Here is a 24,893-nt window from a genome sequence, read left to right as displayed (position 1 = left end):
AGTGGGGGGCGAGATCAGCCGGAGAGCCCGGAAAGGCCGCCAAGTTCGGAGAGAGGGCCGATGCGGTACAGGACCTCGGGGTCGTGCGAGTCGTGCGGGTCGCCCGGGAACTGGCCCGTGTCGAACAGCACCTCGCGCTCGACGGTGGCGCCATGGCGCTGCGCGAACGAGGTGAACAGCCGCTCCGAGGCGGTGTTGCCGGGGGCGATGGTGGTCTCGACGGAGGTGAGCCCCTGCTCGGCGCCGACCCGCCGGGTCAGCCCGTCGAGCAGCGCGGCGGCGAGTCCGCGCCCCTGGTGGTCGGCGTCGACGGCCACCTGCCAGATGAGCAGGGTGCCCGGCCGGTCCGGTCGGACATACCCGGTGACGAAGCCGACCGGGTGCCCGGCGGAGTCCCGGACGACGGCCGAGGTGGCGGCGAAGTCCCGGCACCACAGCAGATAGCTGTACGACGAGTTGAGATCGAGAACCTTCGAGTCCCGGGCGATCCGCCACAGCGCCGCCCCGTCGGCAATCGCCGGGCGGTCTATTTGCAGGTCTGTCCGTGCTGCGCTCATGCAAATGGAACTTACCGAGAGAAAATCAAAAATGCATCGTGGATCGGGGTTCCGTGCGGGTGCGGAATGTGTTATTCCGGGAGCGCGAGAACGCCCGCTATGTCCAGTAAATAATCAGACAAAGCGGGCGCATTGTTGAGTGCGTCACAACCATGCAATTCACTCGAATTGTTCGCAAAACATTTGCGTTTAGGTCGAAGGAAAGCGGGCAGGAGAGTGAACGGGAGGCTATCCGTGATTTCCTGCAATTTGATTACCCAATTTTAGCGCGCATTCACGAGAAATTCGCGACCGCGTGCCGCAGAGCCTCTTCGACGTCCACCATCAGCCCCCGGTCCGCCAGCGCCGCGCCCAGCGCGGCCAGACTCCCGAGCACCGTCTCCGGCGTCGCGTCCGCCCCGTAGTGGTTGACCCGGATCATCTCCTTGGCCAGCGCGCCCCCGCCCGCCGCCAGCGGCAGCGCCGGATCGGTGGCCAGCGCGCTCGCCACCAGCTCCGACGCGACGACCCCGGAGGGTGCCCGCAGGGTCGTGGCGACCGGCGCCGCGTCCTCGGCCTCGTACACATACGGCTCAAGGCCGCCGCCCAGCGCGAGCGCCCCCGCCCGGGTGGCCGCCGCCGCTGCCCTGTGCCGGGCGATCACCGTGTCGAGCCCCGCCGCCTCGATCCGCTCGACGCACGCCTCCAGCGCGAGCATCTCCAACTGGGCGGGAGCGTGCAGGAGCGCGCGTCGGCCGCCGTCGATCCACCGCTCCTTCCAGTCCAGCAGTGAGAGGTACGACCGCCGGGGCGCCCCCGGATTCGCCGCCATCCGCGCCCACGCGCGCTCGCTCACCGACACCGCCGACACCCCGGCCGGCCCGCCCATCGCCTTCTGCGCCCCGATCACGCACAGGTCGACACCCCACGCGTCCGGCAGCACCGGCTCGGCACCGACCGACGCGACGGCGTCGAGGTAGAAGAGGGCGCCGTGTTCCCGTACCGCCTCGCCGATCTCCGCGACCGGGTTGGTGTTGCCGGTCGCCGCCTCCGCGTGCACCAGCGAGACGAAGTCGATCTCCGGGTGCTCGGCGAACGCCGCCCGGATCTGCGCGGGCGTGACCGCCGAGTGGAAGGGCACCACAAGGTCGACGACCGTGGCTCCGCAGTCCCGCAGCCAGTCGCCGAACGTCTGCCCGTAGGGGCCCGTGACGACGTTGAGGGCCGTCGTACCCGGGCCCGCGGTCCCCCTGATAGCGCCTTCCAGGGGCAGCAGCGCCTCGCCCTGCATGATCACGACGTCCTGCTCGGTGGAGAGCAGCCGCGCCACGCGGTCCTCGATCGACGCGAAGCGAGCGGGGGTCAGTGGCGCCAGGTCCAGGAAGGGGTGCGTGGTCACGGTGGTGCTCTCTTCGGATCGCGGGGTAGGGGAGTCGAGTCGAGACTAACCGCGAGGCTGCGCGCCCTCGAAAGCGCAGGTCACGCGGCGCCACGACCATAGTAATGATTTGAGATGGTCAAACGTCTCCTTATAATCAGAACCCACAGTCCCCCCACAGGAGGTCCCCTTGAACACGGTCCTCGGACGACGGTCCCGCATGCTGGCCGCCACCACCGCGACGGCCGGGCTCCTGCTCGTGGCCGGCTGCTCCTCGGACGACGACGGAGGCGGCGCCTCGAAGACCGCCGCCGGCGGGGTCGAACTCGTCAAGGGCGGTCAGCTCACCGTCTGCACCCACCTCCCCTACCCGCCCTTCCAGTCGGAGATCGACGGCAAGGTGCAGGGCTTCGACGTGTCTCTCGTGGATCTCGCCGCCAAGAACCTCGGTGTGAAGCAGGAGATCCTCGACACGCCCTTCGAGAACTTCAAGACGGGCGCCTTCCTCAACGCGGACCAGTGCGACCTCGGCGCGGCCGGCATGACCATCACCGAGGAGCGCAAGAAGAACGTCGACTTCTCCGACCCGTACTTCGCCGCGACGCAGGCCGTCCTCGTCGACAAGAAGAGCGGCATCACCTCCTTCGCCGGCCTCAAGGGCAAGAAGGTCGGCGCCCAGGCACAGACGACCGGTGAGGACTACGCCAAGGGCAAGGACCTCGACCCGATCTCCTTCGAGTCCTCCGACGCCGTCCTCAACGGCCTGCGCACCGGCCAGGTCGAGGCCGTGATCATCGACTACCCGGTCGTCCAGGGCTGGCTGAAGACCCCGGCCAACGCAGACGCCTTCAAGGTGGTGGACAACCTCAACACCGGTGAGCAGTACGGCTTCACGGTGAAGAAGGGCAACACCAAGCTGCTCGCCGCCCTCAACAAGGTGATCACCGACGCGAAGGCCGACGGCACGTACAAGAAGCTGTACGAGAAGTGGATCGGCCCGTACGACGAGTCCGCGGCAGCTCCGTCCGCGTCATGACCGACGCCTCCGCGAAGCAGGTACAGCCCCGCAAGCAGGGGCTGAGCCGCACTCAGAAACGCGCGCTGTCCCGTGGCGCCCAGTACGCGCTGTTCGTCGCGGCAGTCGTCGCCCTGGCGGTGTCGGCCGACTGGGCCCGGCTGAAGAACCAGTTCGCGCAGGCGGACCTGGCCGAGCAGATGTTCCCGGAGATCATCACGCTGGCCCTCAAGAACACCGTCCTCTACACCCTGTCGGGCTTTGTCTTCGGTCTGGTGCTGGGGATGGTGATCGCCCTGATGCGGCTGTCACCGGTGGGCCCCTACCGCTGGGTCGCGGGCGTCTACATCGAGATCTTCCGTGGTCTGCCCGCCCTGCTGATCTTCATCTTCGTGGGCGTGGCGGTGCCACTCGCCTTCCCCGGCACGGAGATCCCGGGCGGGACGTACGGCAAGGTGGCGCTGGCACTCGGCCTGGTGTCGGCGGCGTACATGGCGGAGACGATCCGCGCGGGCATCCAGGCGGTGCCCAAGGGCCAGATGGAGGCGGCCCGTTCACTGGGCTTCTCGCATGCGCGGGCCATGGTCTCGATCATCATCCCGCAGGCGTTCCGTATCGTGATCCCGCCGCTGACCAACGAGTTGGTGCTCCTGTTCAAGGACTCCTCGCTGGTGCTGTTCCTCGGCGTCACCCTGGACGAACGCGAACTGGCCAAGTACGGCCGTGACCTGGCCAGCCAGACCGCCAACTCCACACCGATCCTGGTGGCGGGTCTGTGCTATCTGCTGGTGACGGTGCCGCTGGGCTTCGTCGTACGACGGCTGGAGACCAAGGCGGGGGAGGCGACGAAGTGAGCGACGGTATCAGCGGTATCAAGGACGCGACTGTGCCGGAGATCGAAGTCCGGGACCTGTACAAGTCGTTCGGCGACAACGAGGTGCTGCGTGGCATCGACCTGGAGATCGGGCAGGGCGAGGTCGTGTGCGTGATCGGCCCGTCCGGGTCCGGCAAGTCGACCCTGCTGCGCTGTGTGAACCTGCTGGAGGAGCCGACGAAGGGCCAGGTCTTCGTCGGCGGTACGGAGGTCACACACCCGGACGTCGACATCGACGAGGTCCGCCGCCGTATCGGCATGGTCTTCCAGCAGTTCAACCTCTTCCCGCATCTGACGGTGACGCAGAACCTGACGCTGCCGCAACGCCGGGTACTGAAGCGGGACAAGGCTCAGGCGGCGCTGGTGGCCGCGGAGAACCTGGAGCGGGTGGGCCTCTCGGAGAAGGCGGACGCGTATCCGTCGTCACTCTCCGGCGGCCAGCAGCAACGGGTCGCCATCGCGAGGGCGTTGGCGATGGGCCCGGAGGTCATGCTCTTCGACGAGCCGACGTCGGCACTCGACCCCGAGCTGGTGGGGGACGTACTGGCGGTGATGCGCAGGCTGGCGAACGAGGGCATGACGATGATGGTCGTCACGCACGAGATGACGTTCGCCCGGGAGGTCGCCGACCGGGTCGTCTTCATGGACGGCGGAGTGATCGTCGAGGAGGGCACCCCGGCCCGGGTCATCACCAACCCGGCGCACGAACGCACCCGCCACTTCCTCTCCCGCCTGCTGGACCCCGCGATGGCGGAGGTGGAGGAGGAGTCGGCACAGGCGGAGTCGGCACAGGCGGAGGGGAAGAAGCCGACGGGGCCCAACTAAAGTGCCGTCATGAGCGATCAGGCGGTGCTGCGGGTGAAGGGGCGGGTGCTGGTCGGCCCGGAGGAGATCCGCGACGAGCTGTGGGTGGTCGGCGGCCGGATCACGTACGACCGTCCGCCCGGCGCCCGTGACATCCGCACGGTGGAGGGCTGGGCGCTGCCCGGTCTGGTCGACGCGCACTGCCATGTGGGCCTGGGACCGGACGGAACGGTGCCGCAGGACACTGCCGAGAAGCAGGCGCTGACGGACCGGGACGCGGGCACGCTCCTCATCCGGGATGCCGGCTCACCGTCCGACACTCGCTGGACCGACGCCCGTGAAGACCTCCCGAAGATCATCAGGGCGGGCCGGCACATCGCCCGTACCCGCCGCTACATCCGGGGCTTCGCGCACGAGATCGAGCCGGACGACCTGGTGGCGTACGTCGCCCAGGAGGCCAGGCGCGGCGACGGCTGGGTGAAGCTGGTGGGCGACTGGCTGGACCGCGGCACCGGCGACCTCTCCGCCTGCTGGCCGCGCGAGGAGGTGGAGGCGGCGATCGCGGAGGCCCACCGCCTGGGCGCGCGGGTCACGGCCCACTGCTTCGCGGAGGACTCCCTGCGGGACCTGGTCGAGGCGGGCATCGACTGCGTCGAGCATGCGACGGGCCTGACCGAGGACACGATCCCGCTGTTCGCCGCGCGCGGGGTCGCGATCGTCCCGACCCTGGTGAACATCGCGACGTTCCCGGACCTGGCGGCATCCGGCGACGCCAAGTTCCCCACCTGGTCGGCCCACATGCGCCGCCTGCACGAACGGCGCTACGACACGGTGCGGTCCGCGTACGACGCGGGGATCCCGGTGTACGTCGGCACGGACGCGGGGGGCACGTTGCCGCACGGGCTGGTCGCGGCGGAGGTGGCCGAGCTGACCAAGGCCGGTATCCCGCCGGTCGAGGCGCTGTCGGCGACGACATGGGGTGCGCGGGAGTGGCTGGGGCGGCCCGGTCTCGCGGAGGGGGCGGCGGCGGACCTGGTGGTGTACGAGAGCGATCCGCGGGCGGACGTAAGGGTGTTGGGGGCGCCGTCGCGGGTGGTGCTGAACGGGCGGGTCGTAGGGTGACCCGCGTGACCCGCGTGACCGCGTGACCCGGGTGAATGCAGTGAACATCCGTGCCGTGGGATTCGAAGATCTGCGCGGAAACCCCACGTATGAGTGAAGTCCTGTCAGATCGCTGACCGTTGACTGCCTGTACGTAATTCTTACCGGGTCCCAAGCGTGTCTCTTCCGAGGGGTCCCCAACCGTGAACGCCACCAACTTCCGCATGCCCGCACGCCGTCTGGCCACCGTCGCGGCAGCCACGGCCCTGGTGGCCGCCGGTCCAGCGGCCCTGGCCCACGCGACGGAGGACCAGGGCCGCGCAAGCGCGGTAGTCCTCCGCACCGGGCTGAACGTGTCCCTCCTCAACAAGAGCGTGAACGTCCCGCTCGCGGTCGCGCTGAACGAGGTCCAGGCGCCGCAGAGCGCCCAACAGACGGCGCTGACAGCCACGTTGGACGGTGTGGACGGCGGAAAGCCGTTCACCGTGCTCGGTGCTGAGGTCGCGGAGGCGAAGGCGGCGGTGTCGGACGGAAAGGCGGAGGCGTCCACGAAACTCGCGCACGCCAAGCTCCATGTACCGGGGCTTCCGCTCCTGTCGCTGATCGAGGTCGAGCAGGTCACGTCGAAGGCGACCTGCGTCGCGGGGGCGAAGCCGGTCGCCTCCTCGAACCTCCTGGGTTCGGTGACGGCTCTCGGGAAGAAGGTGACGCTGACGCCGAGCGGCCCCGTCGAGGTGAAGGTGCCGGGAGTCGGCGAGGTGCGCCTCGACCTGTCACAGACGGAGACGACGACCCGTACGGCGGCCGCGACCGCGCTCGAACTCACGGTGTCCGTCAACCCGTTGGACCTCAACGTGGCGGAGGTCGAGGGCACGGTGACGCTGGCGAAGGCGACGTGCGAGGCACCGGCGGTACAGGCGGCTCCGCCGGCCCCGACGAAACCGGCACCGGAGGTGAAGCCGCAGGGGGCTCCGGCCGAGGCGGGGCTCGCGGAGACGGGGAGCAGCTCGATGACGCCGTACCTCATGGGCGGGGCGGCCGTCCTGCTGGTGGCGGGCGGAGGAGCGGTCGCGCTGGCCCGCCGAGGCAAGAGCTGACGCAGGGGGGGTCTTCTCGCCCCCGCCGCCCCTACCCGTCCCGTCCCTGGGGGCTGCCGCCCCCAGACCCCCGCTTCGGCCTGAACGGCCTCGTCCTCAAACGCCGGACGGGCTGAAAGATCAAGCCCCGGCCGGCTTCTCCAGCCCCTCCGGCGTTTGAGGAGCGGGGTCTGGGGCGGAGCCCCAGAAGGACGGGACGGGTAGGGGCGGCGGGGGCGAAGAAACTCACCGTCCGGCGAGCGTCACCGCCCGATCGAACGCCTGCAGAAACCCGTTCACCGTCACCCGATCCCGCACGGCCACCCGCAACCACTCCTCCCCCAACCCGGGAAACGTGTCCCCGCGGCGCACCGCATACCCCAGCGTCCGCAGATGCCCCCGCACCGCAACAGCCCGCTCCACCCGTACCAGCACGAACGGCCCCTCCGCCGGAGTCACCACCCGCACCCCGTCGGACCCGAACTCGTCGAGCCCGGCGACCAGATGAGCCCGGTCCGCGGCGATACGCCGCGCCCCCTCCTCCGCCTCCGCCAGCGCCGGCCCGGACACACACACCTGCGCCGCGGCCAGCGCCGGCGTGGACACCGGCCACAACGGCTGCGCCCGCTCCAGCTCCGCGACCGTCTCCGGCGCCCCCAGCACGTATCCGATCCGCAGCCCTGCCAGCCCCCACGTCTTCGTCAGGCTCCGCAGCACCACGAGCCCGGGCACGTCCGTACGCCCGGCCAACGCCTCCCGCTCACCGGGCACCGCGTCCATGAACGCCTCGTCGACCACCAACGTCCGCCCAGGACGGGCGAGCCGGGCGATGACCGCCGCCGGATGCAGGATCGACGTGGGGTTCGTCGGGTTGCCGACCACCACCAGGTCGGCGTCGTCGGGCACGAGCGCCGGGTCCAGCCGGAACCCGTCCGCAGCCCGCAGCAGCACCCGGTCCACACTGTGCCCGGCATCCCGCAGTGCCGCCTCCGGCTCCGTGAACTGCGGGTGCACGACCACCGGCCGGCGTACCCGCAGGGCGCGCGCCAGCAGCACGAAGGCCTCCGCGGCCCCGGCGGTGAGCAGCACCCGTTCCACCGGCACCCCGTGCCGGGCCGCCACCGCGGCCCGCGCGGCCCGCCCGTCGGGATACGCGGCGAGCCCGCCGAGCGACCCGGCGATGTGCTCGCGCAGCCACGCCGGGGGAGCGTCGGCCCGGACGTTCACGGCGAGGTCGATCAACTTGGCGCCGTCGTCGCGCACTTCGGCGTCCCCGTGATGCCGAAGGTCATGCCCGTCGGTGTCTGAGTCAGTGCGCATGTGAGTGCGAGTGCCCGTGTGAGTGATGTCCATGATGGTGACCATCGTGGACGCCGTCGTCGTCCGGATGGAAGTGCGGCTGCTGAGGCATTCCGACCTTGTCCTCGAAGCCGGGCAGCGCGATCCGGTACACGCACGAGTCGCAGTTCATCCGCAGATCGCCCTGCACAGCCTCCCGGTACCGCTCCATCACCAGGTCGAGCAACTCCGGCTCCGGACCGATGACGTCGGCGGACCGCACCTCGACGTCCGGGTGGGCGGCGGCCCAGCCCTCCGTCTGCTGCCGCACCCGGTCCGGCAGAATCCCGGTGAACAGGAAGTAGGGCAGGACGACGATCCGCCGCGCACCCAGTTTCACGCACCGGTCGAGCCCCGACGGCACATCCGGCGCCGCCAGCGACACGAACGCCGTCTCCACACCGGCGTACCCGCGCCCCTCCCACAGCAGCCGCGCCGCCTTGAGCACCTCGGCGTTGGCGTCCGGGTCGGTGGAGCCGCGCCCGACCAGCAGCACGGTCACGTCGGCCCGGTCGGCGGGCGTACGCACCCTGTCCCCACCGCCCAGCGCCTCCTCCAACCGCCGCTCCAGCACCGCGAGCAGCGCCGGGTGCGGACCCAGCGGACGCCCGTACGTGTAGGAGATCCCCGGGTGCCGCTCCCTCTCCCGGGACAGGGCCGCCGGGATGTCCCCCTTGGCGTGCCCGGCGGACACCAGCATCAGCGGAACGGCGGCGAACCTCCGTACCCCCCGCTCCACCAGCTCGGTCACGGCGTCGCCCAGCGGCGGCGGCGACAACTCGATGAAGCCGCCGGCGACGGGCAGTTCGGGGTTGCGGCGCCCCAACTCCCGTACGAAGTCACGGAACGCCTCGGCCCCGGCCTCGTCCCGGGTGCCGTGGCCGGCGATGAGCAGGGCGGGCGGCGGGGTGGTCACGATGTCTCCTCGGACGGTGAAGTGGGATGAAGCGAAAGGGTGTTGAGAAGGGAGCCGGGCAGCGGCGCCGGACGGGTGGTGCTCATCGTGCCGTGTCCTGCCAGCGATACCCGCGAGGCGTGACCATCCGGCCCGCGATGGTCCGGGTCGCGGTGTTGCCGACGGTCACGACGGTCATCATGTCGACCGTCGCCGGGTCGAGGCCGGTCAGCGTCGTGACGCGGCTGGACTCGTCGGGCCGTGACGCGTTCCGTACGACACCCACGGGCGTCGTCGGCTCCCGGTGCGCGCCGAGGATGGCGAGCGCCTTGGGCAGCTGCCAGTCACGGCCCCGGCTGCGCGGATTGTAGAACGTCACGACGATGTCCGCCTCGGCCGCCGCCAGCACCCGCCGCTCGATGATGTGCCACGGCGTGTGCAGGTCGGAGAGGCTGATGGACACGTGGTCGTGGCCGAGCGGCGCCCCGAGAATCGCGCCGGCGGCGAGGGCGGCCGTGACGCCCGGCACCCCGATCACGTCGATGTCGTCGGACGCCTCGGCGAGCGCGGGCGACGCCATCGCGTACACGCCAGCGTCCCCGCTGCCGATCAGCGCGACCGCCTGCCCCTTCCGGGCCTCGGCGACCGCCGTTCGCGCCCGCTCCTCCTCGGCGCCGAGCCCCGACTCCAGGATCCGGGTGCCGGGCCGCAGCAGATCACGGATCTGGTCGACGTACTGATCGAGCCCGACCAGCACGGACGCCCGCCGCAACTCCGCCTCGGCACGCGGCGTCAGCAGATCCCGCGCCCCCGGCCCGAGCCCCACGACCGCGAGCCGCCCACGCCCCGGCCGCCGTACGACGGCACAGGTCGCCATGGCCGGCGCTCCGTCCGCGCGCTCCGACTTCCTCTTGGGTACGAGGAGTTCGCCCCCGCCGAGCAGCGCGGCAGCCTCCGCCACGGAGGGCGTGCCGACGGCGGCGAGCGGCGCGGCGGAGGGGTTCGGCACCTCGACCCCGGCCAACTCGTCGGCGGAGTACGTCACCACGGGCACCCCGAGCCGCTCGGCGGCCCCGACGATCCCCGGCTCGCCCGCCTTCGCGTCGACGGTGGCCAGCGCGGCGACGGAGGCCACCGAGAGCCTCGCGTCCGCCAACGCCCCCTCGACCAGCCCGAGTACCTCGTCGACCGGTGCCCCTTTGGAGGCGCCCACACCCACGACGAGGGACGGCGGCCGCAACACGACCACACCCGCACCCACACCCGGGCTGTCACCGTCACCGTCGACCAGCCGGTCGGTCACCCGGATCGTCGGCCCGGCGCCCGGCACCGCGCTCCCGACACCGGACGGCAGCACATTGGGCGGCAGCGCGGGCAGCGGCCAGACCGACTCCAGCTCCAGCGCGACGGGTTCACCGTCGAGCAGCGCCCGCGAGACCCCCGCGACATCGCCCTCGACGGGCAACCCGAGAGTGTCGAGCCCCGGTACTCCCACGGCGTCCGTCGCGGTGGTCACCACCGGCTCCGCGCCCAGCAACCGCCCGACCGCACGGGCGAGTTCATTGGCCCCGCCGCCGTGCCCGCCGACCAGCGACACGGCGAACCGTCCGCCCTCGTCGACGCACACCACACCGGGATCGGACGCCTTGTCGGCCAGCAGCGGCGCGACCAGCCGTACGACCGCTCCCGTGGCCAGGAAGCACACGAGCTGCGAACACTCTCCGAACGCGCGCCGGACGGCGTCGGCGACCGGCCCCTCGTACACACGCGTACGGTCGGGCCAGGCGGCGGCAAGCCGGTCACGCGCCGCCGCGCCCGCCGCCGTCGCGGAAATCAGGCCGATCACAGAGGAACTCCTTCTCTACCGGTATGTCTGTCGGTATCTACTACGGGATCTGCGACGGGACGCGTGCCCCACAGCAGGAAAACGGGATTGGTCGCGGCGAGGCGGGTCACCTCACCCGGCAGTGGTGCGAGCCGGGACGACTGCAGCAGGACGCCGTCGCAGTCGAGTCCGGCACCGATGAGCGCCGTACGCACGGCCGGTACCCGGTCGAGGGCGGCCATCGCGACCACCACCGTCCGCCGGGCCCGCCGCGCACACGAGGTGACGATCGCGGGCAGCTCGCGCCCGCCCCCACCGATGAACACGGCGTCGGGCTCGTCGAGTTCGAGTTCGGACAGCGAGGGCAGGTCATCGGGTGCGCTCCCCTCCACCACTCGCACATCGACACCGTGCGCGGCGGCGTTCGCCCGCACCCGCTCCGCCCCGTCCGACGTCTTCTCGACGGCGACCACGGCTGCCCCGAGCCGCGCGCACTCCACGGCCACGGAACCAGAGCCGGCGCCGATGTCCCAGACCAGGTCACCGAGGCGCGGCCCGAGCCGGGCCAGCGCCAGGGCCCGTACCTCGAACTTGGTGATCATCGAGTCGCGGTGGGTGAACTCCCGCTCGTCCAGGGCCCATTGAGCGGGCCCGGCATTAGCGGCAGCACCGGCGACCGTGACACCGACGGGCGCGACAACCCGCGCCTCGTCCAGACACAGCACCACACTCACCGCGTCGCCCCAGTCCCGCGCAGCCGCCTCGGCAGGCGTGACCCGCTCGACGCGTTCGAGTTCCGGATCGCCCAACGACGCCGCGACAACCAGGACGCGTGCCGGACCGCCGACCAGGGCCGAGCCGAGTTCGGCGGGCCCGGCACCCGGCCCGGTCAGCACCGCCACCTTGGGCCGCGCCCGGCACACGTTGACCGCCGTACGCAACTCACGCCCGTGCGCGCTGACCACCACCGCGTCGTCCCAGGTCAGCCCGCTCCGGGCGAACGCGGCGGCGACGGAGGACACCCCAGGCCGGACATCGAGCCGCCCGGCCCCGAACCGCTCGGCCAGCGCCCGCACGATCCCGAAGAACCCCGGATCACCCGAGGCGAGCACGACAACGGGCCGTTCCTTCCCGACGTACTCCTCGATGATGTCGAGCGCCGGAGCGAGCGCCCCCAGGACAACCTGCTCGGCCCCCTCCGCCACCGATGCCGACACCGATGCCAGATGCCGCCGGGCGCCCACGACCAGCTCGGCCCCGGCGACGGCGGCCGTGGCGTCCGGCGGAAGCGGCGCCCCCGTCCCCGTACCGATGACGGTGATCACGTACTCGCCCCTCGCTCGCGCAGCGCCCGGCGGGCCGCCGGGTCGGCCTTGCGGAAGCCGTGGAAGTGGCCGGGGTGGTAGAGGTGCGAGCGGGTGCCGCTGGCGTCGAGGGCCGGGCCGATCAGGAACAAGGTGTGCTTCCACAGCTTGTGCTCCTTCACCGTCTCCTCCAGCGTCTCGATCGTGCACCGCACGACCAACTCCTCGGGCCAGGTCGCCTGATAGGCGATGACGACCGCCGTGGACGTCGGATAACCGCCCTCCAGCAGCTCCCGTACGAGCTGCCCGCTGCGGGCGGCGGACAGGAAGATCGCCATGGTGGTCCCGTGCCGCGCGAACTCCCGCACCTCCTCACCCGGAGGCATCGGTGTCTTGCCACCGCCCAGCCGGGTGAGGATCACGGACTGCGCGACCTCGGGGATGGTCAGCTCGCGCTGGGCAATGGCGGCGACCGCGGAGAAGGAGGAGACACCGGGCACGATCTCGGTCTCGATCCCGATCTCGGCACACCGGTCGACCTGCTCCTGGGTGCCGCCCCAGAGCGCGGGATCGCCGGAGTGGATACGGGCCACGCGCAGGCCCTCGCGCACGGCACGCTCGTACACGGCGACGACGTCCTCCAGCGACATCGTCGCCGAGTCGAGGATCTCCGCCCCCTCGCGCGCATGTTCGAGCACGGCCTCCTGTACGAGGCTGGCCGCCCAAATCACAACATCGGCGTCGGCGATGGCGCGGGCGGCGCGGAAGGTCAGCAGATCGGCGGCGCCGGGGCCGGCACCGACGAACGTCACCTTGCCGGTGGGAGCGCCGGTCGAAACGTCGGCCGTGGGAGCCATGGGGCGAGATCCTCTCGTGCGGAATGTCGAAAACGTCGAAAACGTCAGTAAGTGTGCGGGTGGGTGTGGAGGTGCGCGAAGGCGGGTTGATCGGATAGCAAGGGCACATGGCGGTCTTCGTCGCGCTCGGCGCGTTCCTGATGACGCTGGCCGGCGGCTGGACGGCACTGCGTGTGACCGACCGCCGCCATCTCGTCCTGGGCCTGGCCGGCGGCCTGATGCTGGGCGTGGTCGGCCTCGACCTGCTGCCCGAGGCGCTGCACGCGGCGGGCCAGGAGGTGTTCGGCGTACCGGCCGCGCTGCTGCTGTTCGTCGCCGGTTTCCTGCTGGCCCATCTGGTGGAACGTCTGCTCGCCGTACGACAGGCCTCGCACGGTGCCACCGAGGGGACCGGCGAGCACGGCGGCCGGACGCCCCAGGTCGGCCTGACGGCCGCCGCCGCGATGGTCGGCCACAGCGCGATGGACGGCGTCGCGATCGGCGCCGCCTTCCAGGTGGGCGGCGGTATGGGCCTCGCGGTCGCGCTCGCGGTGATCGCCCACGACTTCGCCGACGGCTTCAACACGTACACGATCACGAGTCTGTACGGAAACGCCCGCCGTAAGGCCCTGGCCATGCTGTTCGCCGACGCGGTGGCACCGGTCGTGGGCGCGGCCTCGACCCTGTTCTTCACGATCCCCGAACAGGCGCTCGGCGGCTATCTCGGCCTCTTTGCCGGCGTACTGCTCTACCTCGCCGCCGCCGAGATCCTCCCCGAGGCCCACCACGAACACCCCACCCACTCGACGGTGCTGTGCACGATCGCGGGCGCCGCGTTCATCTGGCTGGTGGTGGGCCTGTCGGGCTGAGCCCGAGCATGTGCCGTCGAGGCGGTGGTTCACAACTTGCCGCCCCTGCCGCCGTCGCGTGGCGCGGGCGCGATGAGCGTGGAGAGGTACGGGAGCGGCTCACCGTCGAGTTCGTCGGCGGGCCGGATGGACTCGCCGTCCAGCCCCAGTGCCGACCCCCACACCGCGTCGCCGATCCGCCCGCTCTCCCGCAACGCCTCGGCGACCTCCTGGGCCTGCCGCCCGAACTTGTACGCCACGACGGTGCCCGGCCCGTTGAGCGCCTCCTTGAGCACAGCCGCCCCCGCGGTCACGGGCACGAGGGTGAGCGGCTCGGTCCCCTCGGTGAGCACGGCCCCCGACCGCGCCGCCAAGTCCTGCATCGCGGTGATACCGGGCACGGTCTCGATGACGACGGACGGCACCAGCTGCCCGATCGTGTGGGCGAGATAGGTGAACGTCGAGTACACGTTGGGGTCGCCGATGGTCGCGAAGGCCACGACGGAATGCGCGCCGAGCAACTCCGCGACCCGAGCACCGGCGGCATCCCAGGCGGCCTCACGCCGACCATGGTCGGACCGCTCGTTGAGCGCGAAGACGACCCGGACGATCTTCTCGGCGTCCACGTAGTGCAGCACGGTGGCCTCGGCACGCCCCCGCTCAAGGGTGTCCATCACGGGCACGACGACGACATCGGCGCCGCGCAACGCGTTGACGCCCTTGACGGTCACGAGTTCGGGATCACCGGGCCCGACCCCCACACCGACAAGCCTGCTGATTCCCGTACCGCTCACACCGCTCTCGCTGCTCATGACGTCAGGCACCTCTCCACGAACCGACGGGCGACACCGGGCGCCGACGCCCAGTGCGTGTGCAGATAGCTCGCGTGCACACCGCGCTGTACAAACCCCTCGACCCGCCGCTCCGCACCCCGCACACCCCAGGCGGAAGAAGCACCCGCCCCGGGCTCGACGACGGTCCGGTGAAACTCGTGCCCCCGCATCCGGGTACCGGCCACCGCGAGCGAACTGTCACTCACGGCCACGGCGTCCCGATAGCCGAGGGTGAGCCGATCACTCATCCGGGCACCGGCATCGAGCACCCCGCACATGGGCCGCCCGTCCAACTCCCGGCCCAGATACAGCAACCCGGCACACTCGGCGGCAACGGGCGCACCACTCCCGGCAAGAGCGGCGACGGACTTGCGCAGCGGCTCATTGGCGGACAACTCGGCCCCGAACACCTCGGGAAACCCACCCCCGATGACCAACCCGCGTGTCCCGTCGGGCAGTTGCTCGTCCCGAAGCGGATCGAACACAACAACCTCGGCCCCGGCGGCCCGCAACAACTCGACATGCTCGGCATAGGAAAAGGTGAACGCGGCTCCGCCGGCGACAGCAACAATCACTTCTGAGGCACCGCCCGGCACCCCCGGCCCGTCCGGCGTTTGAGGACGAGGCCCCTTCAGGGCCGACAGCGGGGGTCTGGGGGCGGCAGCCCCCAAGGACGGGACGGGAAGGGGCGGCGGGGGCGAGGAAAACAAGGCCTCACCTGCATCCCACCCCACACACGCCAAGTCACCGGCCCCCCGCGCCAACCCCCACAGCGCCTCGAGATCGCACCCTTCAGAAACCTGCGCGGCCATGGCCGCAACAGCCGCCACCGCCTCCCCCTGCCGCTCGGCAACCGGCACCAACCCCAGATGCCGAGAAGGCACATCCACCTGCGGAGCCCGCCGAAGCACCCCGACCACAGGCACCCCCACCGACTCCAACGCCTCCCGCAGCATCTCCTCGTGCCGGTCCGACGCGACCTTGTTGAGGATCACGCCCCCGACCCGCACCTCGGGATCCCACGACACGAACCCGTGCACGAGGGCCGCCACCGACCGGGACTGCGAAGACGCGTCCACCACCAGCACCACCGGCGCCCGCAGCAACTTGGCCACCTGAGCCGTGGACGCGAGCTCACCCTCGCCCGCGGCCCCGTCGTACAGCCCCATGACGCCCTCGACCACGGCGATGTCACACCCGCGCGCCCCGTGCACGAACAACGGCCCGACCAGCTCGGGCCCGCACATGTACGCGTCGAGATTCCGCCCCACCCGCCCGGTGGCGAGCGCGTGATACCCGGGATCGATGTAGTCCGGCCCCACCTTGTGCGGAGACACGGCAAGCCCCCGCGCGGCGAACGCGGCCATCAACCCCGTGGCAACGGTGGTCTTGCCGCTGCCCGAGGAGGGCGCGGCGATGACCAGCCGGGGCACAGATGTCACCACTCGATCCCCCGCTGGCCCTTCTGCCCGGTGTCCATCGGATGCTTGACCTTGGACATGTCCGTCACCAGATCCGCGAACTCCACCAGCTTCTCCGGGGCGTTGCGCCCGGTGATCACCACATGCTGATTCCCGGGCCGCTCCCGCAGCACAGCGACGACCTCGTCGACGTCGACCCATCCCCAGTGCATGGGATAGGCGAACTCGTCCAGCACGTACAGCTTGTACGTCTCGGCGGCGAGATCCCGCTTGACCTGCTCCCAGCCCTCCCGGGCCTTGTCCTCGTTGTCGAGCTGCTCGTCGCGCTGGACCCAGGACCAGCCCTCGCCCATCTTGTGCCAGTCGACGGTGCCGCCCTCACCGCTGGCCCCGAGCACCCGGAGCGCGTTCTCCTCGCCCACCTTCCACTTCGCCGACTTGACGAACTGGAACACCCCGATGGGCCACCCCTGGTTCCAGGCGCGCAGAGCGAGCCCGAAAGCGGCGGTCGACTTGCCCTTCCCGATCCCGGTGTGCACGACGACAAGCGGCCGGTTACGCCGCTGCCTGGTCGTCAGACCGTCGTCCGGTACGACACTCGGCTGTCCCTGCGGCATTACGCGGCCCTCCTCGAAGTCCCCTGCACATCCCTCACCAGACCGGCGATGGAGTCCGCCCGCAACTCGTCGAGCGTCACCGCCGTACCCCCGAGCTCACCCGCGAGCTGCCCGGCGAGTCCCAGCCGTACCGGCCCGGACTCACAGTCCACGACCACGGAAGCGACCCCCTCGGCAGCGAACAGACGAGCCGCTCGCCCGGCCAGCGCGACCGGGTCCGGGCCACCCGTGGCCCGCCCGTCGGTCACGACCACCACCAGCGCACGCCGGGCCGGATCCCGCATCCGCTCCACCCGGAGCACGTCGTGCGCCTTCAGCAGCCCCGCCGCGATCGGCGTACGCCCACCGGTCGGCAGCGACTCCAGCCGAACGGCCGCCGCGTCCACGGACGAGGTCGGCGGCAGAGCGACATCGCCCGCCGTCCCCCGGAACGTCACGAGCCCCACCTTGTCCCGCCGCTGATAGGCATCGAGCAGCAACGACAGCACAGCGCCCTTGACGGCACTCATCCGCTGCCGGGCCGCCATCGACCCCGAGGCATCGACGACGAACAGCACGAGATTCCCCTCGCGCCCCTCCCTCGTCGCCTGCCGCAGATCGTCCCGCCGCACCACCAGCCCACGCCCGACCCGCCCCCGCGCCAACTGATGCGGCGCGGCGGCCTGCACGGTGGCTGCCAGGTGCAGCTTGGTGAGCGCCCCTTGAGGCCGCCGGGACCCCGTCGTCCGCCCCCGCTCGGTACGCGCCCGCGACCGCCGTCCGGCGGCACCCTCACCCACACCGGGAACGCTCAGCACCTTGGTACGAAAGGGCTCACCGGCCCGCACGGGCTGCTGCTCGCCGGAACCTGCCCCCGAGGGCTGCGGCTCCCCGCCTTCCCCGGCCTCGGGCCGCGCACCGGCGTCGTCCCCCTGCGGACCGTCGTCGGACTCCGGGGCCTGACCACCGCCACCCCCGGGCCCGTCCGACCCAGGATCGGGATCAGGGTCAGGATCCTCGTCCTCACCGTCCGCCCCCGACCCCTGCCCGCCGAACTCCTCCAACGTCTCGTCGAGCTTGTTCTCGTCAAGTCCGGGCGCGTCAAAGGGATTCCGCCGCCGCCGATGAGGCAGCGCGAGCAGCGCGGCCTGCCGGACATCCTCCGCGAGCACGTCGGTACGGCCGTCCCAGGCGGCCAGCGCGACCGCCGTCCGCGCCATCACGATGTCGGCGCGCATCCCGTCCACCTCGAAGGCGGCGCAGGTGGCGGCGATCTGCCGCAGCGCCCCGTCGCCCAGCCGCACGGACGGCAACAGCTCCCGCGCTGCCACGATCCGGGCCCGTACGGCGGACTCCTCGTCGGCCCACCGCGCGGCGAACCCGGCGGGATCGTCGTCGTACGCCAGCCGCCGCCGCACGACCTCCACCCGCTGATCGGGCTCCCGCGAGGCCGCGACCTCGACGGTCAGCCCGAACCGGTCGAGCAGCTGCGGCCGAAGCTCACCCTCCTCCGGGTTCATGGTCCCGACAAGCAGGAACTTCGCCGCATGCCGTACGGAGACACCTTCACGTTCGACGTAGGAGGCGCCCATCGCAGCCGCGTCCAGCAGCAGGTCGACGAGGTGGTCGTGCAGCAGGTTGACCTCGTCGACGTACAGAATCCCGCGATGCGCGTCGGCGAGCAGCCCCGGCTCGAACGCCTTCACGCCCTCCGCGAGCGCCCGCTCGATGTCGAGGGCACCGACAAGACGGTCCTCGGACGCACCGACGGGCAGCTCGACCATCCGGGCGGCCCGGGACTCGTGGGCCCCGGCCTCGTGCGGCCCGTCAGGGCAGGCCGGATCGGGCGCCCCGGGATCACACGAGAACCGGCACCCGGCGACAACATCGACCGCGGGCAGCAGCACCGAAAGGGCACGCACGGCAGTGGACTTGGCGGTGCCCTTCTCGCCACGCACCAGCACACCGCCCACCGCAGGCGAGACGGCGTTCAGCAGCAGCGCGAGCCGCAGGTCCTCCTGGCCGACGACGGCCGTGAACGGAAAGGGGGTACTCACTTGTCGTCGCCCTCCAGATCGCCTTCGAGCTCCAGGTAGGTCGCGCGCAGCCGCTCGATGGTGTCGGCGTCCGGCTCGGCCCACAACCCACGGTCGGCGGCTTCCAGCAACCGTTCCGTGATCCCGCGCAACGCCCACGGGTTGGACTTCTTCATGAAGTCCCGGTTCTCGGGGTCGAAGACGTACTCGGCGCTGAGCTTCTCGTACATCCAGTCGTCCACGACCCCGGCCGTGGCGTCGTACCCGAAGAGGTAGTCCACCGTCGCGGCCATCTCGAACGCGCCCTTGTAGCCGTGTCGCCGCATCGCGGCCATCCAGCGCGGGTTGACCACCCGGGCCCGGAACACGCGGTGCGTCTCCTCGCCCAGCGTCCGGGTCTTCACCTGGTCGGGAGTCGCGGAGTCCCCGACGTACGCCTCGGGGCTCGCCCCCGTCAGATGCCGCACCATCGCGACCATGCCGCCGTGGTACTGGAAGTAGTCGTCGGCGTCGACAAGATCATGCTCGCGCGTGTCGACGTTCTTCGCCGCCACCGCGATCCGCCGGAACGCCGTCTCCATGTCCCCCCGGGCCGCCCGCCCGTCCAGCCCGCGCCCGTACGCGTAACCGCCCCACACGGCGTACACCTCGGCCAAGTCGGCGTCGCTGCGCCAATTCCGCGCGTCGATCAGCGGCAGCAGCCCAGCCCCGTAAGCCCCCGGCTTCGACCCGAAGATCCGCGCAGTGGCCCGCCGCCGATCCCCGTGCTCCGCCGTATCCGCGTCCACATGCGCCCGCACATAGTTGGACTCGGCCGGTTCCTCAAGCTCCGCGACCGCCCGCACCGCGTCGTCGATCAGCCCGACCACGTGCGGGAACGCGTCCCGGAAGAACCCGGAGATACGGACCGTGACGTCGATACGAGGCCGCCCCAGCTCAGCCACCGGCACCACCTCGAACCCGGTCACCCGCCTCGACGCGTCGTCCCACACCGGACGGCAGCCCAGCAGCGCCAGGATCTCGGCGATGTCGTCGCCCTGTGTCCGCATGGCCGACGTGCCCCAGACCGTCAGACCGACGGACGTCGGATACTCGCCGTTGTCGGTCACGTACCGCTGCACGAGCGAGTCGGCGAGCGCCTGTCCGACCTCCCAACTCAGCCTGGACGGAATGGCCTTGGGGTCTACGGAGTAGAAGTTGCGGCCGGTCGGAAGGACGTTGACGAGTCCGCGCGTGGGCGAACCCGAAGGCCCCGCCGGGACGAAACCGCCGTCGAGTGCCTTGAGGATGTGGGTGATCTCGTCCGTCGTACGGGCCAGCCGGGGCACCACCTCACGGCAGGCGAACTCCAACACCGCGACGGCGGCCGGAAGTTCGAGCCCGAGCACGTCTCGCACCAGACCAGGAACGGTCGCGACCTCCCACGCCCGCTCCTCCATGCCCTCCGCGAGCCGCCGGCACAGCTGCTCCAGCAGATCGATCGCGTCGGCAGCCGAACGAGCCGGCCCGTCGACGAGATCCGTCAGCTCGACCGCGAGCTTCACCGGAGCCCCTGGCTCGGCCAGCAACTCCTTCTCGACCAGCCCGAAGTGCTCGGCGAGACAGGCCCGCAGACCCGGCAGCGCGTTCGCCGTACCGCCCCACACCTGTGAGGCGCGCAGCACCGCCAGGACGAGGTTCACCCGCGGTTCGGCCTCCGGGCCGCCGCCGAGAATGTGCAGCCCGTCGCGGATCTGTACGTCCTTGATCTCGCACAGATAGCCGTCGATGTGCATGACGAACGAGTCGAACGCGTCGTCGTCCGGCTGGTCGTCCACATGCAGGTCGTGATGCAGCTCGGCCGCCTTGACCAGCGTCCAGATCTGCGCGCGCACCGCCGGCGCCTTCGTCGGGTCAAGGTCGGAGACAAGCGCGTACTCGTCGAGGAGCTGCTCCAGCTTCGCCAGGTCGCCGTACGTGTCCGCGCGCGCCATCGGCGGTACGAGGTGGTCGACGACCGTGGCGTGCCCGCGCCGCTTGGCCTGGGTGCCCTCGCCGGGGTCGTTGACGATGAAGGGGTAGACGAGGGGGAGTTCACCGAGCACGGCGTCCGGCCCGCACCCCTTGCTCAGGCCAAGTCCCTTGCCGGGCAGCCATTCCATGGTGCCGTGCTTGCCCATGTGGACGATCGCGTCCGCGCCGAACGAGGACTCCAGCCACCTGTAGGCAGCCATGTAGTGGTGGGACGGCGGCATGTCCGGGTCGTGGTAGATCGCGATCGGGTTCTCGCCGAAGCCGCGCGGCGGCTGGATCATCACGACGACGTTCCCGAACTGCAGGGAGGCCAGGACGATGTCGTCCCCGTCGACGTACAGGTTGCCCGGAGGCTCGCCCCACGTCTCCAGCATCCCGTCCCGCAGCCCACCGTCCAGCTTGTCGAACCACGCCTGATAGTCGGCCAGCGGCACCCGCGCGGGCGCGGCGGCCAGCTGGTCCTCCGTCAGCCACTCCACGTCGTGCCCGCCGGCCGCGATGAGCCGGTGGATCAACTCGTCCCCGTTGTCCGGGTATTCGGTGAGGGAGTAGCCTGCGGCGCGCAGCGCGTCCAGCACCCGTACCGCCGACGCGGGCGTGTCCAGGCCCACCGCGTTGCCGACACGGGAGTGCTTGGTCGGGTAGGCGGTGAAGACGAGCGCGAGCTTCTTGTCGGCGTTCGGCTTGTACTTCAACCGGGCGTGCCGTACGGCGATTCCGGCGACGCGCGCGGCCCGCTCGGGGTCGGCGAGGTACACAGGCACGCCACCGGGGCCGTCCTCCTTGAAGGAGAAGGGGACGGTGATCAGCCGGCCGTCGAACTCGGGGATCGCGACCTGCATCGCCGCGTCCATGGGGGAGAGGGCGGCGTCGGACGCGTCCCAGGTGGCGCTCGACGACGTGAGGCAAAGCCCCTGCAGCACAGGGACGTCGAGGTCGGCGAGCGCCCCGATGTCCCAGGCCTCCTCGTCACCGCCGGCCGAGGCCTCCGAGGCGTGCGTACCGCCGGCGGCGAGAACGGTGGCGACCAGGGCATCGGCACCGGCGAGCAGCTCGTACAGACCCGCGTCCGCCCCGCGCAGTGAACCGCAGTACACGGGAAGGGCGTTGGCGCCCCGGGCCTCGATCGCGTCGCACAGTGTGTCGACGAACCCGGTGTTGCCGCTGAGCTCGTGGGCCCGGTAGAAGAGCACCCCGATGGTCGGACGGCCGCTCTCCCGCGCGTACGAGCCGTGCACCCCGTACTCGGGCATCTTCTGCGGCTCGTCGAACCCCTCACCGGTCAGCAGCACGGTGTCGGACAGGAACCGCGCCATCTCCACGAGGTTGGCGGGCCCGCCCTCGACGAGATAGCGCAGCGCCTCCGCGACCACCCCGGCGGGCACCGACGACTCGGCCATCAACTCGGCGTCGGGAACCGTCTCCCCGCCGAGCAGCACGGTGGGCACACCGGACGTCTTGAGATAGGCGAGCCCGTCCTCCCAGGCCCGCTTGCCGCCCAGCAGCCGTACGACGGCGATGTCCGCGCCCTCGACGAGCGCGGGCAGTTCCTCCGTGACATCCACCCGGGTCGGATTGCCGATCCGGTACGAGGCACCGGAAGCGGCCCGGGCCGCCAGCAGGTCCGTGTCGGCGGTCGACAACAACAACACTGTGCTCATGCGGGCGCTCCCGGTGGAATGAAAGGCAGTCCTTGCGGCGCGCCCGACTCGATGAGCCGCCAGAGCGCGTCGGTGTCCGCGTGCTGTTCGACGAGATCGCCGAGCAGGTCGAGCTGTTCCTCGCGCAACCCGGCGAAGGAGGTGTCGGCGGCCGGTACGAAGCGGCGGCCCGCGGCGGCGGCCACCTCGCGCAGGAACGCCCGCCGGAACCCGTCGGACTCGAGCGAGCCGTGCCAGTGCGTACCCCAGACGCTCCCGACCCGGCACCCGTCCAGGAAGGTCTCCCCACCCAGGACTTCGGCGACCCCGTGATGGATCTCGTACCCCTCGACCTGTTCGCCGAAGGCTTCCCCGACCGGCCTTGTGAGGGTCTTCTCGCGGGCGAACCGCACCCTTACGGGAAGGACCCCGAGCCCTTCGACATGGCCCTGTCGGCTCTCGACGTCGTCCTCGATGTGCTCGCCGAGAACCTGGAAGCCACCGCAGATGCCGATCACGGGCCGCCCCTCGGCTGCCCGGCGCATGATGGCGTCCGCGAGCCCGCGCTCACGCAGCCACGCCAGCGCCTTCACGGTTCCCCGCGTCCCGGGGATGACGACGAGGTCGGCGTCGGCCAGCTCCTCCGGGCGGTCCACGAACCGCACCACGACGCCCGGTTCGGCGGCGAGCGCGTCGACGTCGGTGAAGTTGGACATCAGCGGGACGGCGCACACGGCGACGCGCAGCACGTCCTCCCCGACCGGGGGCGCGACGTTCGACTCCCGGACCGTGCCGCGCAGCGACACCCGCAGCCCGTCCTCCTCGTCGATGCCCAGCCCGTGCCGGAAGGGCAGCACGCCGTAGGTCGGCCGCCCGGTGAGCCCGAGCAGCATGTCGAGCCCCGGCTCCAGCAGGCTGACATCCCCGCGGAACTTGTTGACGAGGAACCCGGCGACGAGCGCCTGGTCCTCGGGGGACAGCAGGGCGACCGTCCCGAAGAAGGAGGCGAAGACCCCGCCACGGTCGATGTCACCGACGACGAGCACCGGGAGCCCGGCATTGCGGGCGATCCCCATGTTCACGATGTCGGTCCGCCGGAGATTGATCTCGGCGGGAGAACCCGCCCCCTCACAGATCACCGCGTCATACGTGCCCCGCAGTTCGGCGAGGCACTCCAGCACGGTCCCGAGAAGTCGCTGCTGCCGCCCCCCGTGATACCCACGCGCACTCATCTCGCCCACCGGCTTCCCCATGAGCACGACCTGACTGCTCTGGTCGCCCCCCGGCTTCAGCAGTACGGGGTTCATGAGCGCCGTCGGCTCGATCCGGCACGCCTGCGCCTGCATGGCCTGCGCCCGCCCGATCTCGGCGCCTGCGCGTGTGACGAAGGAGTTGAGGGACATGTTCTGCGCCTTGAACGGCGCGACCTTGACCCCCTGCCGCACCAGCCACCGGCAGATCCCGGCGGTGACGACACTCTTACCGGCGTCGGAGGTGGTCCCGGCGACGAGCAGCCCACCACCGAGGCTCCCGCCACTCATGAGGTACGCCCCTTCGTGTTCATGCGCCCGTTCATGCGTCTGTTCATGCTCGCGTTCGCGAGAAGCCGCCCGGCGACACTGACACCGAGGGCCAGCCAGGTGACGCGCCGCGACAGCCGTACGGCCCGTTCGACGTCGGGGACGGCGACGGCCCGCCCGGACTCCCCGTTGAGCACGGGCCGATGCTCGACCCGCCCCCCGTAGGACAGCGTCCCGCCGAGCCGAACCCCCAGCGCCCCCGCGAACGAGGCCTCCACGGGCCCGGCGTTGGGACTGGGATGGCGTCCGGCATCGGCGCGCCAGGCCCCGATGGCCCCGCGCGGATCACCGCCGGCGACGGCGGCGAGTACGGCGGTCAGCCGCGCCCCCGGCCACCCGGCGAGGTCGTCGAGCCGCGCGGAGGCCCATCCGTACCGCCGGTACCGCTGCGACCTGTGCCCGACCATCGCGTCAAGGGTGTTGACGGCCCGGAACCCGACCAGTCCGGGCACCCCGCCCAGGGCGCCCCAGACCAGCGCGCCCACCACGGCGTCGGAGGTGTTCTCGGCGACGGACTCGACGACGGCCCGTGCGATCCCGTCGGAGTCGAGGGCCTGCGGATCGCGTCCGCAGAGGTGGGGCAGTCGCTTCCGTGCCCCCTCGATGTCCCCGGTCTCCAGGTACCAGCCGACGGCCCGTGCCTCCCGGCCGAGGGAGGTACCGCCGACGACGGCCCAGGTCGCGGTGGCGGTGAGCGCGACGGAAGCGGCACGGGACGGACGTACGACACGACCGGCCGCCGCGGCGAGGGAGACGGCGCCTCCCACACACACGGCGGTGTGCAGCGCGCCCCACCCCCGGTGGTCCCGCCACAGCATCCGCTCGACGGCGCCGGCGGCCCGCCCGAACACGGCGACCGGATGCCCGCGGCGAGGATCGCCCAGGATCAGATCACCGAGGAGTCCGGCGGTGGCGCCGTACGCGAAGACGCGATCGGCACGCAC

20 protein-coding genes are annotated in these 24,893 nt (G+C 71.2%); 6 read left to right on the top strand and 14 right to left on the bottom strand.

Annotated elements, in window-relative coordinates; genetic code table 11:
• Nucleotides 1-14 precede the first annotated feature (14 nt).
• Both ectA and G3I56_RS26385 read right to left on the bottom strand, forming a co-directional pair.
• Nucleotides 15-557: a diaminobutyrate acetyltransferase gene (gene ectA, locus G3I56_RS26390; protein WP_164413088.1), complete on the bottom strand. Its 543-nt coding sequence runs from the start codon at nucleotides 555-557 to the stop codon at nucleotides 15-17.
• Between the two features lie 274 nt (nucleotides 558-831).
• Nucleotides 832-1,935 carry an aminotransferase class V-fold PLP-dependent enzyme gene (locus G3I56_RS26385; protein ID WP_164413086.1) on the bottom strand — a complete coding sequence of 368 codons (1,104 nt, stop codon included), beginning with the start codon at nucleotides 1,933-1,935 and terminating at the stop codon, nucleotides 832-834.
• A 169-nt stretch (nucleotides 1,936-2,104) separates the two neighbouring features.
• Here G3I56_RS26385 and G3I56_RS26380 point away from each other — a divergent pair, with 169 nt between their 5' ends.
• The 5 genes from G3I56_RS26380 (at nucleotide 2,105) to G3I56_RS26360 (ending at nucleotide 6,805) form a co-directional block, all read left to right on the top strand.
• The gene (locus G3I56_RS26380) at nucleotides 2,105-2,950 is read left to right on the top strand and encodes a transporter substrate-binding domain-containing protein (RefSeq protein ID WP_164413084.1); all 846 of its coding nucleotides are present in this window, start codon (nucleotides 2,105-2,107) and stop codon (nucleotides 2,948-2,950) included.
• Nucleotides 2,947-3,783 carry an amino acid ABC transporter permease gene (locus tag G3I56_RS26375; protein ID WP_164413082.1) on the top strand — a complete coding sequence of 279 codons (837 nt, stop codon included), beginning with the start codon at nucleotides 2,947-2,949 and terminating at the stop codon, nucleotides 3,781-3,783. The genes G3I56_RS26380 and G3I56_RS26375 overlap by 4 nt, the downstream gene beginning before the upstream one ends.
• Nucleotides 3,780-4,628, top strand: a complete 849-nt coding sequence (locus G3I56_RS26370) for an amino acid ABC transporter ATP-binding protein (RefSeq protein WP_343240055.1) — start codon at nucleotides 3,780-3,782, stop codon at nucleotides 4,626-4,628. The genes G3I56_RS26375 and G3I56_RS26370 overlap by 4 nt, the downstream gene beginning before the upstream one ends.
• Nucleotides 4,629-4,637: 9 nt before the next feature.
• On the top strand, nucleotides 4,638-5,729 hold the full coding sequence (locus G3I56_RS26365) for an amidohydrolase family protein (protein ID WP_164413080.1): 1,092 nt from the start codon (nucleotides 4,638-4,640) through the stop codon (nucleotides 5,727-5,729).
• Nucleotides 5,730-5,911: 182 nt separating this feature from the next.
• The gene (locus G3I56_RS26360; protein ID WP_164413079.1) at nucleotides 5,912-6,805 is read left to right on the top strand and encodes an SCO1860 family LAETG-anchored protein; all 894 of its coding nucleotides are present in this window, start codon (nucleotides 5,912-5,914) and stop codon (nucleotides 6,803-6,805) included.
• 225 nt (nucleotides 6,806-7,030) lie between these two features.
• Here G3I56_RS26360 and cobC read toward each other — a convergent pair whose 3' ends face one another.
• The 5 genes from cobC to cobM form a co-directional block, all read right to left on the bottom strand.
• Nucleotides 7,031-8,104, bottom strand: coding sequence for an Rv2231c family pyridoxal phosphate-dependent protein CobC (gene cobC / locus G3I56_RS26355; RefSeq protein WP_164413077.1), 1,074 nt, complete (start codon nucleotides 8,102-8,104; stop codon nucleotides 7,031-7,033).
• Complete coding sequence (locus G3I56_RS26350; protein ID WP_164413075.1) at nucleotides 8,094-9,038, bottom strand: sirohydrochlorin chelatase; 945 nt, start codon at nucleotides 9,036-9,038, stop codon at nucleotides 8,094-8,096. Before G3I56_RS26350 ends, cobC begins: the two co-directional genes overlap by 11 nt.
• Before the next feature lie 82 nt (nucleotides 9,039-9,120).
• Complete coding sequence (cobJ, locus tag G3I56_RS26345) at nucleotides 9,121-10,863, bottom strand: precorrin-3B C(17)-methyltransferase (RefSeq protein ID WP_164413073.1); 1,743 nt, start codon at nucleotides 10,861-10,863, stop codon at nucleotides 9,121-9,123.
• Nucleotides 10,860-12,167, bottom strand: coding sequence for a precorrin-6y C5,15-methyltransferase (decarboxylating) subunit CbiE (gene cbiE, locus G3I56_RS26340; RefSeq protein ID WP_164413071.1), 1,308 nt, complete (start codon nucleotides 12,165-12,167; stop codon nucleotides 10,860-10,862). The genes cobJ and cbiE overlap by 4 nt, the downstream gene beginning before the upstream one ends.
• Nucleotides 12,164-13,003: a precorrin-4 C(11)-methyltransferase gene (cobM, locus tag G3I56_RS26335; protein ID WP_164413069.1), complete on the bottom strand. Its 840-nt coding sequence runs from the start codon at nucleotides 13,001-13,003 to the stop codon at nucleotides 12,164-12,166. Before cobM ends, cbiE begins: the two co-directional genes overlap by 4 nt.
• Before the next feature lie 107 nt (nucleotides 13,004-13,110).
• Here cobM and G3I56_RS26330 point away from each other — a divergent pair, with 107 nt between their 5' ends.
• Nucleotides 13,111-13,851, top strand: a complete 741-nt coding sequence (locus tag G3I56_RS26330) for a ZIP family metal transporter (protein WP_164413067.1) — start codon at nucleotides 13,111-13,113, stop codon at nucleotides 13,849-13,851.
• Between the two features lie 29 nt (nucleotides 13,852-13,880).
• Here the strand turns inward: G3I56_RS26330 and cobI are convergent, their stop codons facing one another.
• The 7 genes from cobI to G3I56_RS26295 are packed head-to-tail and all read right to left on the bottom strand — an operon-like array spanning nucleotide 13,881 to nucleotide 24,893.
• Nucleotides 13,881-14,642 carry a precorrin-2 C(20)-methyltransferase gene (cobI, locus tag G3I56_RS26325; RefSeq protein ID WP_164413065.1) on the bottom strand — a complete coding sequence of 254 codons (762 nt, stop codon included), beginning with the start codon at nucleotides 14,640-14,642 and terminating at the stop codon, nucleotides 13,881-13,883.
• Nucleotides 14,639-16,108, bottom strand: coding sequence for a cobyrinate a,c-diamide synthase (locus tag G3I56_RS26320; RefSeq protein WP_164413063.1), 1,470 nt, complete (start codon nucleotides 16,106-16,108; stop codon nucleotides 14,639-14,641). The genes cobI and G3I56_RS26320 overlap by 4 nt, the downstream gene beginning before the upstream one ends.
• Nucleotides 16,102-16,701, bottom strand: coding sequence for a cob(I)yrinic acid a,c-diamide adenosyltransferase (gene cobO / locus G3I56_RS26315; protein WP_164413061.1), 600 nt, complete (start codon nucleotides 16,699-16,701; stop codon nucleotides 16,102-16,104). Before cobO ends, G3I56_RS26320 begins: the two co-directional genes overlap by 7 nt.
• A complete protein-coding gene (locus tag G3I56_RS26310) occupies nucleotides 16,701-18,737 on the bottom strand; it encodes a putative cobaltochelatase (RefSeq protein ID WP_164413059.1) in 2,037 nt (678 codons plus the stop codon). Before G3I56_RS26310 ends, cobO begins: the two co-directional genes overlap by 1 nt.
• The gene (gene cobN / locus G3I56_RS26305; RefSeq protein ID WP_164413057.1) at nucleotides 18,734-22,390 is read right to left on the bottom strand and encodes a cobaltochelatase subunit CobN; all 3,657 of its coding nucleotides are present in this window, start codon (nucleotides 22,388-22,390) and stop codon (nucleotides 18,734-18,736) included. Before cobN ends, G3I56_RS26310 begins: the two co-directional genes overlap by 4 nt.
• Nucleotides 22,387-23,910 carry a cobyric acid synthase gene (locus G3I56_RS26300; RefSeq protein WP_164413055.1) on the bottom strand — a complete coding sequence of 508 codons (1,524 nt, stop codon included), beginning with the start codon at nucleotides 23,908-23,910 and terminating at the stop codon, nucleotides 22,387-22,389. Before G3I56_RS26300 ends, cobN begins: the two co-directional genes overlap by 4 nt.
• Nucleotides 23,907-24,893, bottom strand: a complete 987-nt coding sequence (locus G3I56_RS26295; RefSeq protein WP_164413053.1) for a cobalamin biosynthesis protein — start codon at nucleotides 24,891-24,893, stop codon at nucleotides 23,907-23,909. The genes G3I56_RS26300 and G3I56_RS26295 overlap by 4 nt, the downstream gene beginning before the upstream one ends.

It is taken from the genome of Streptomyces sp. SID12488 (genome assembly GCF_010548275.1).
Taxonomy (GTDB): domain Bacteria; phylum Actinomycetota; class Actinomycetes; order Streptomycetales; family Streptomycetaceae; genus Streptomyces.
This window is presented reverse-complemented; position numbering and strand designations above follow the sequence as displayed.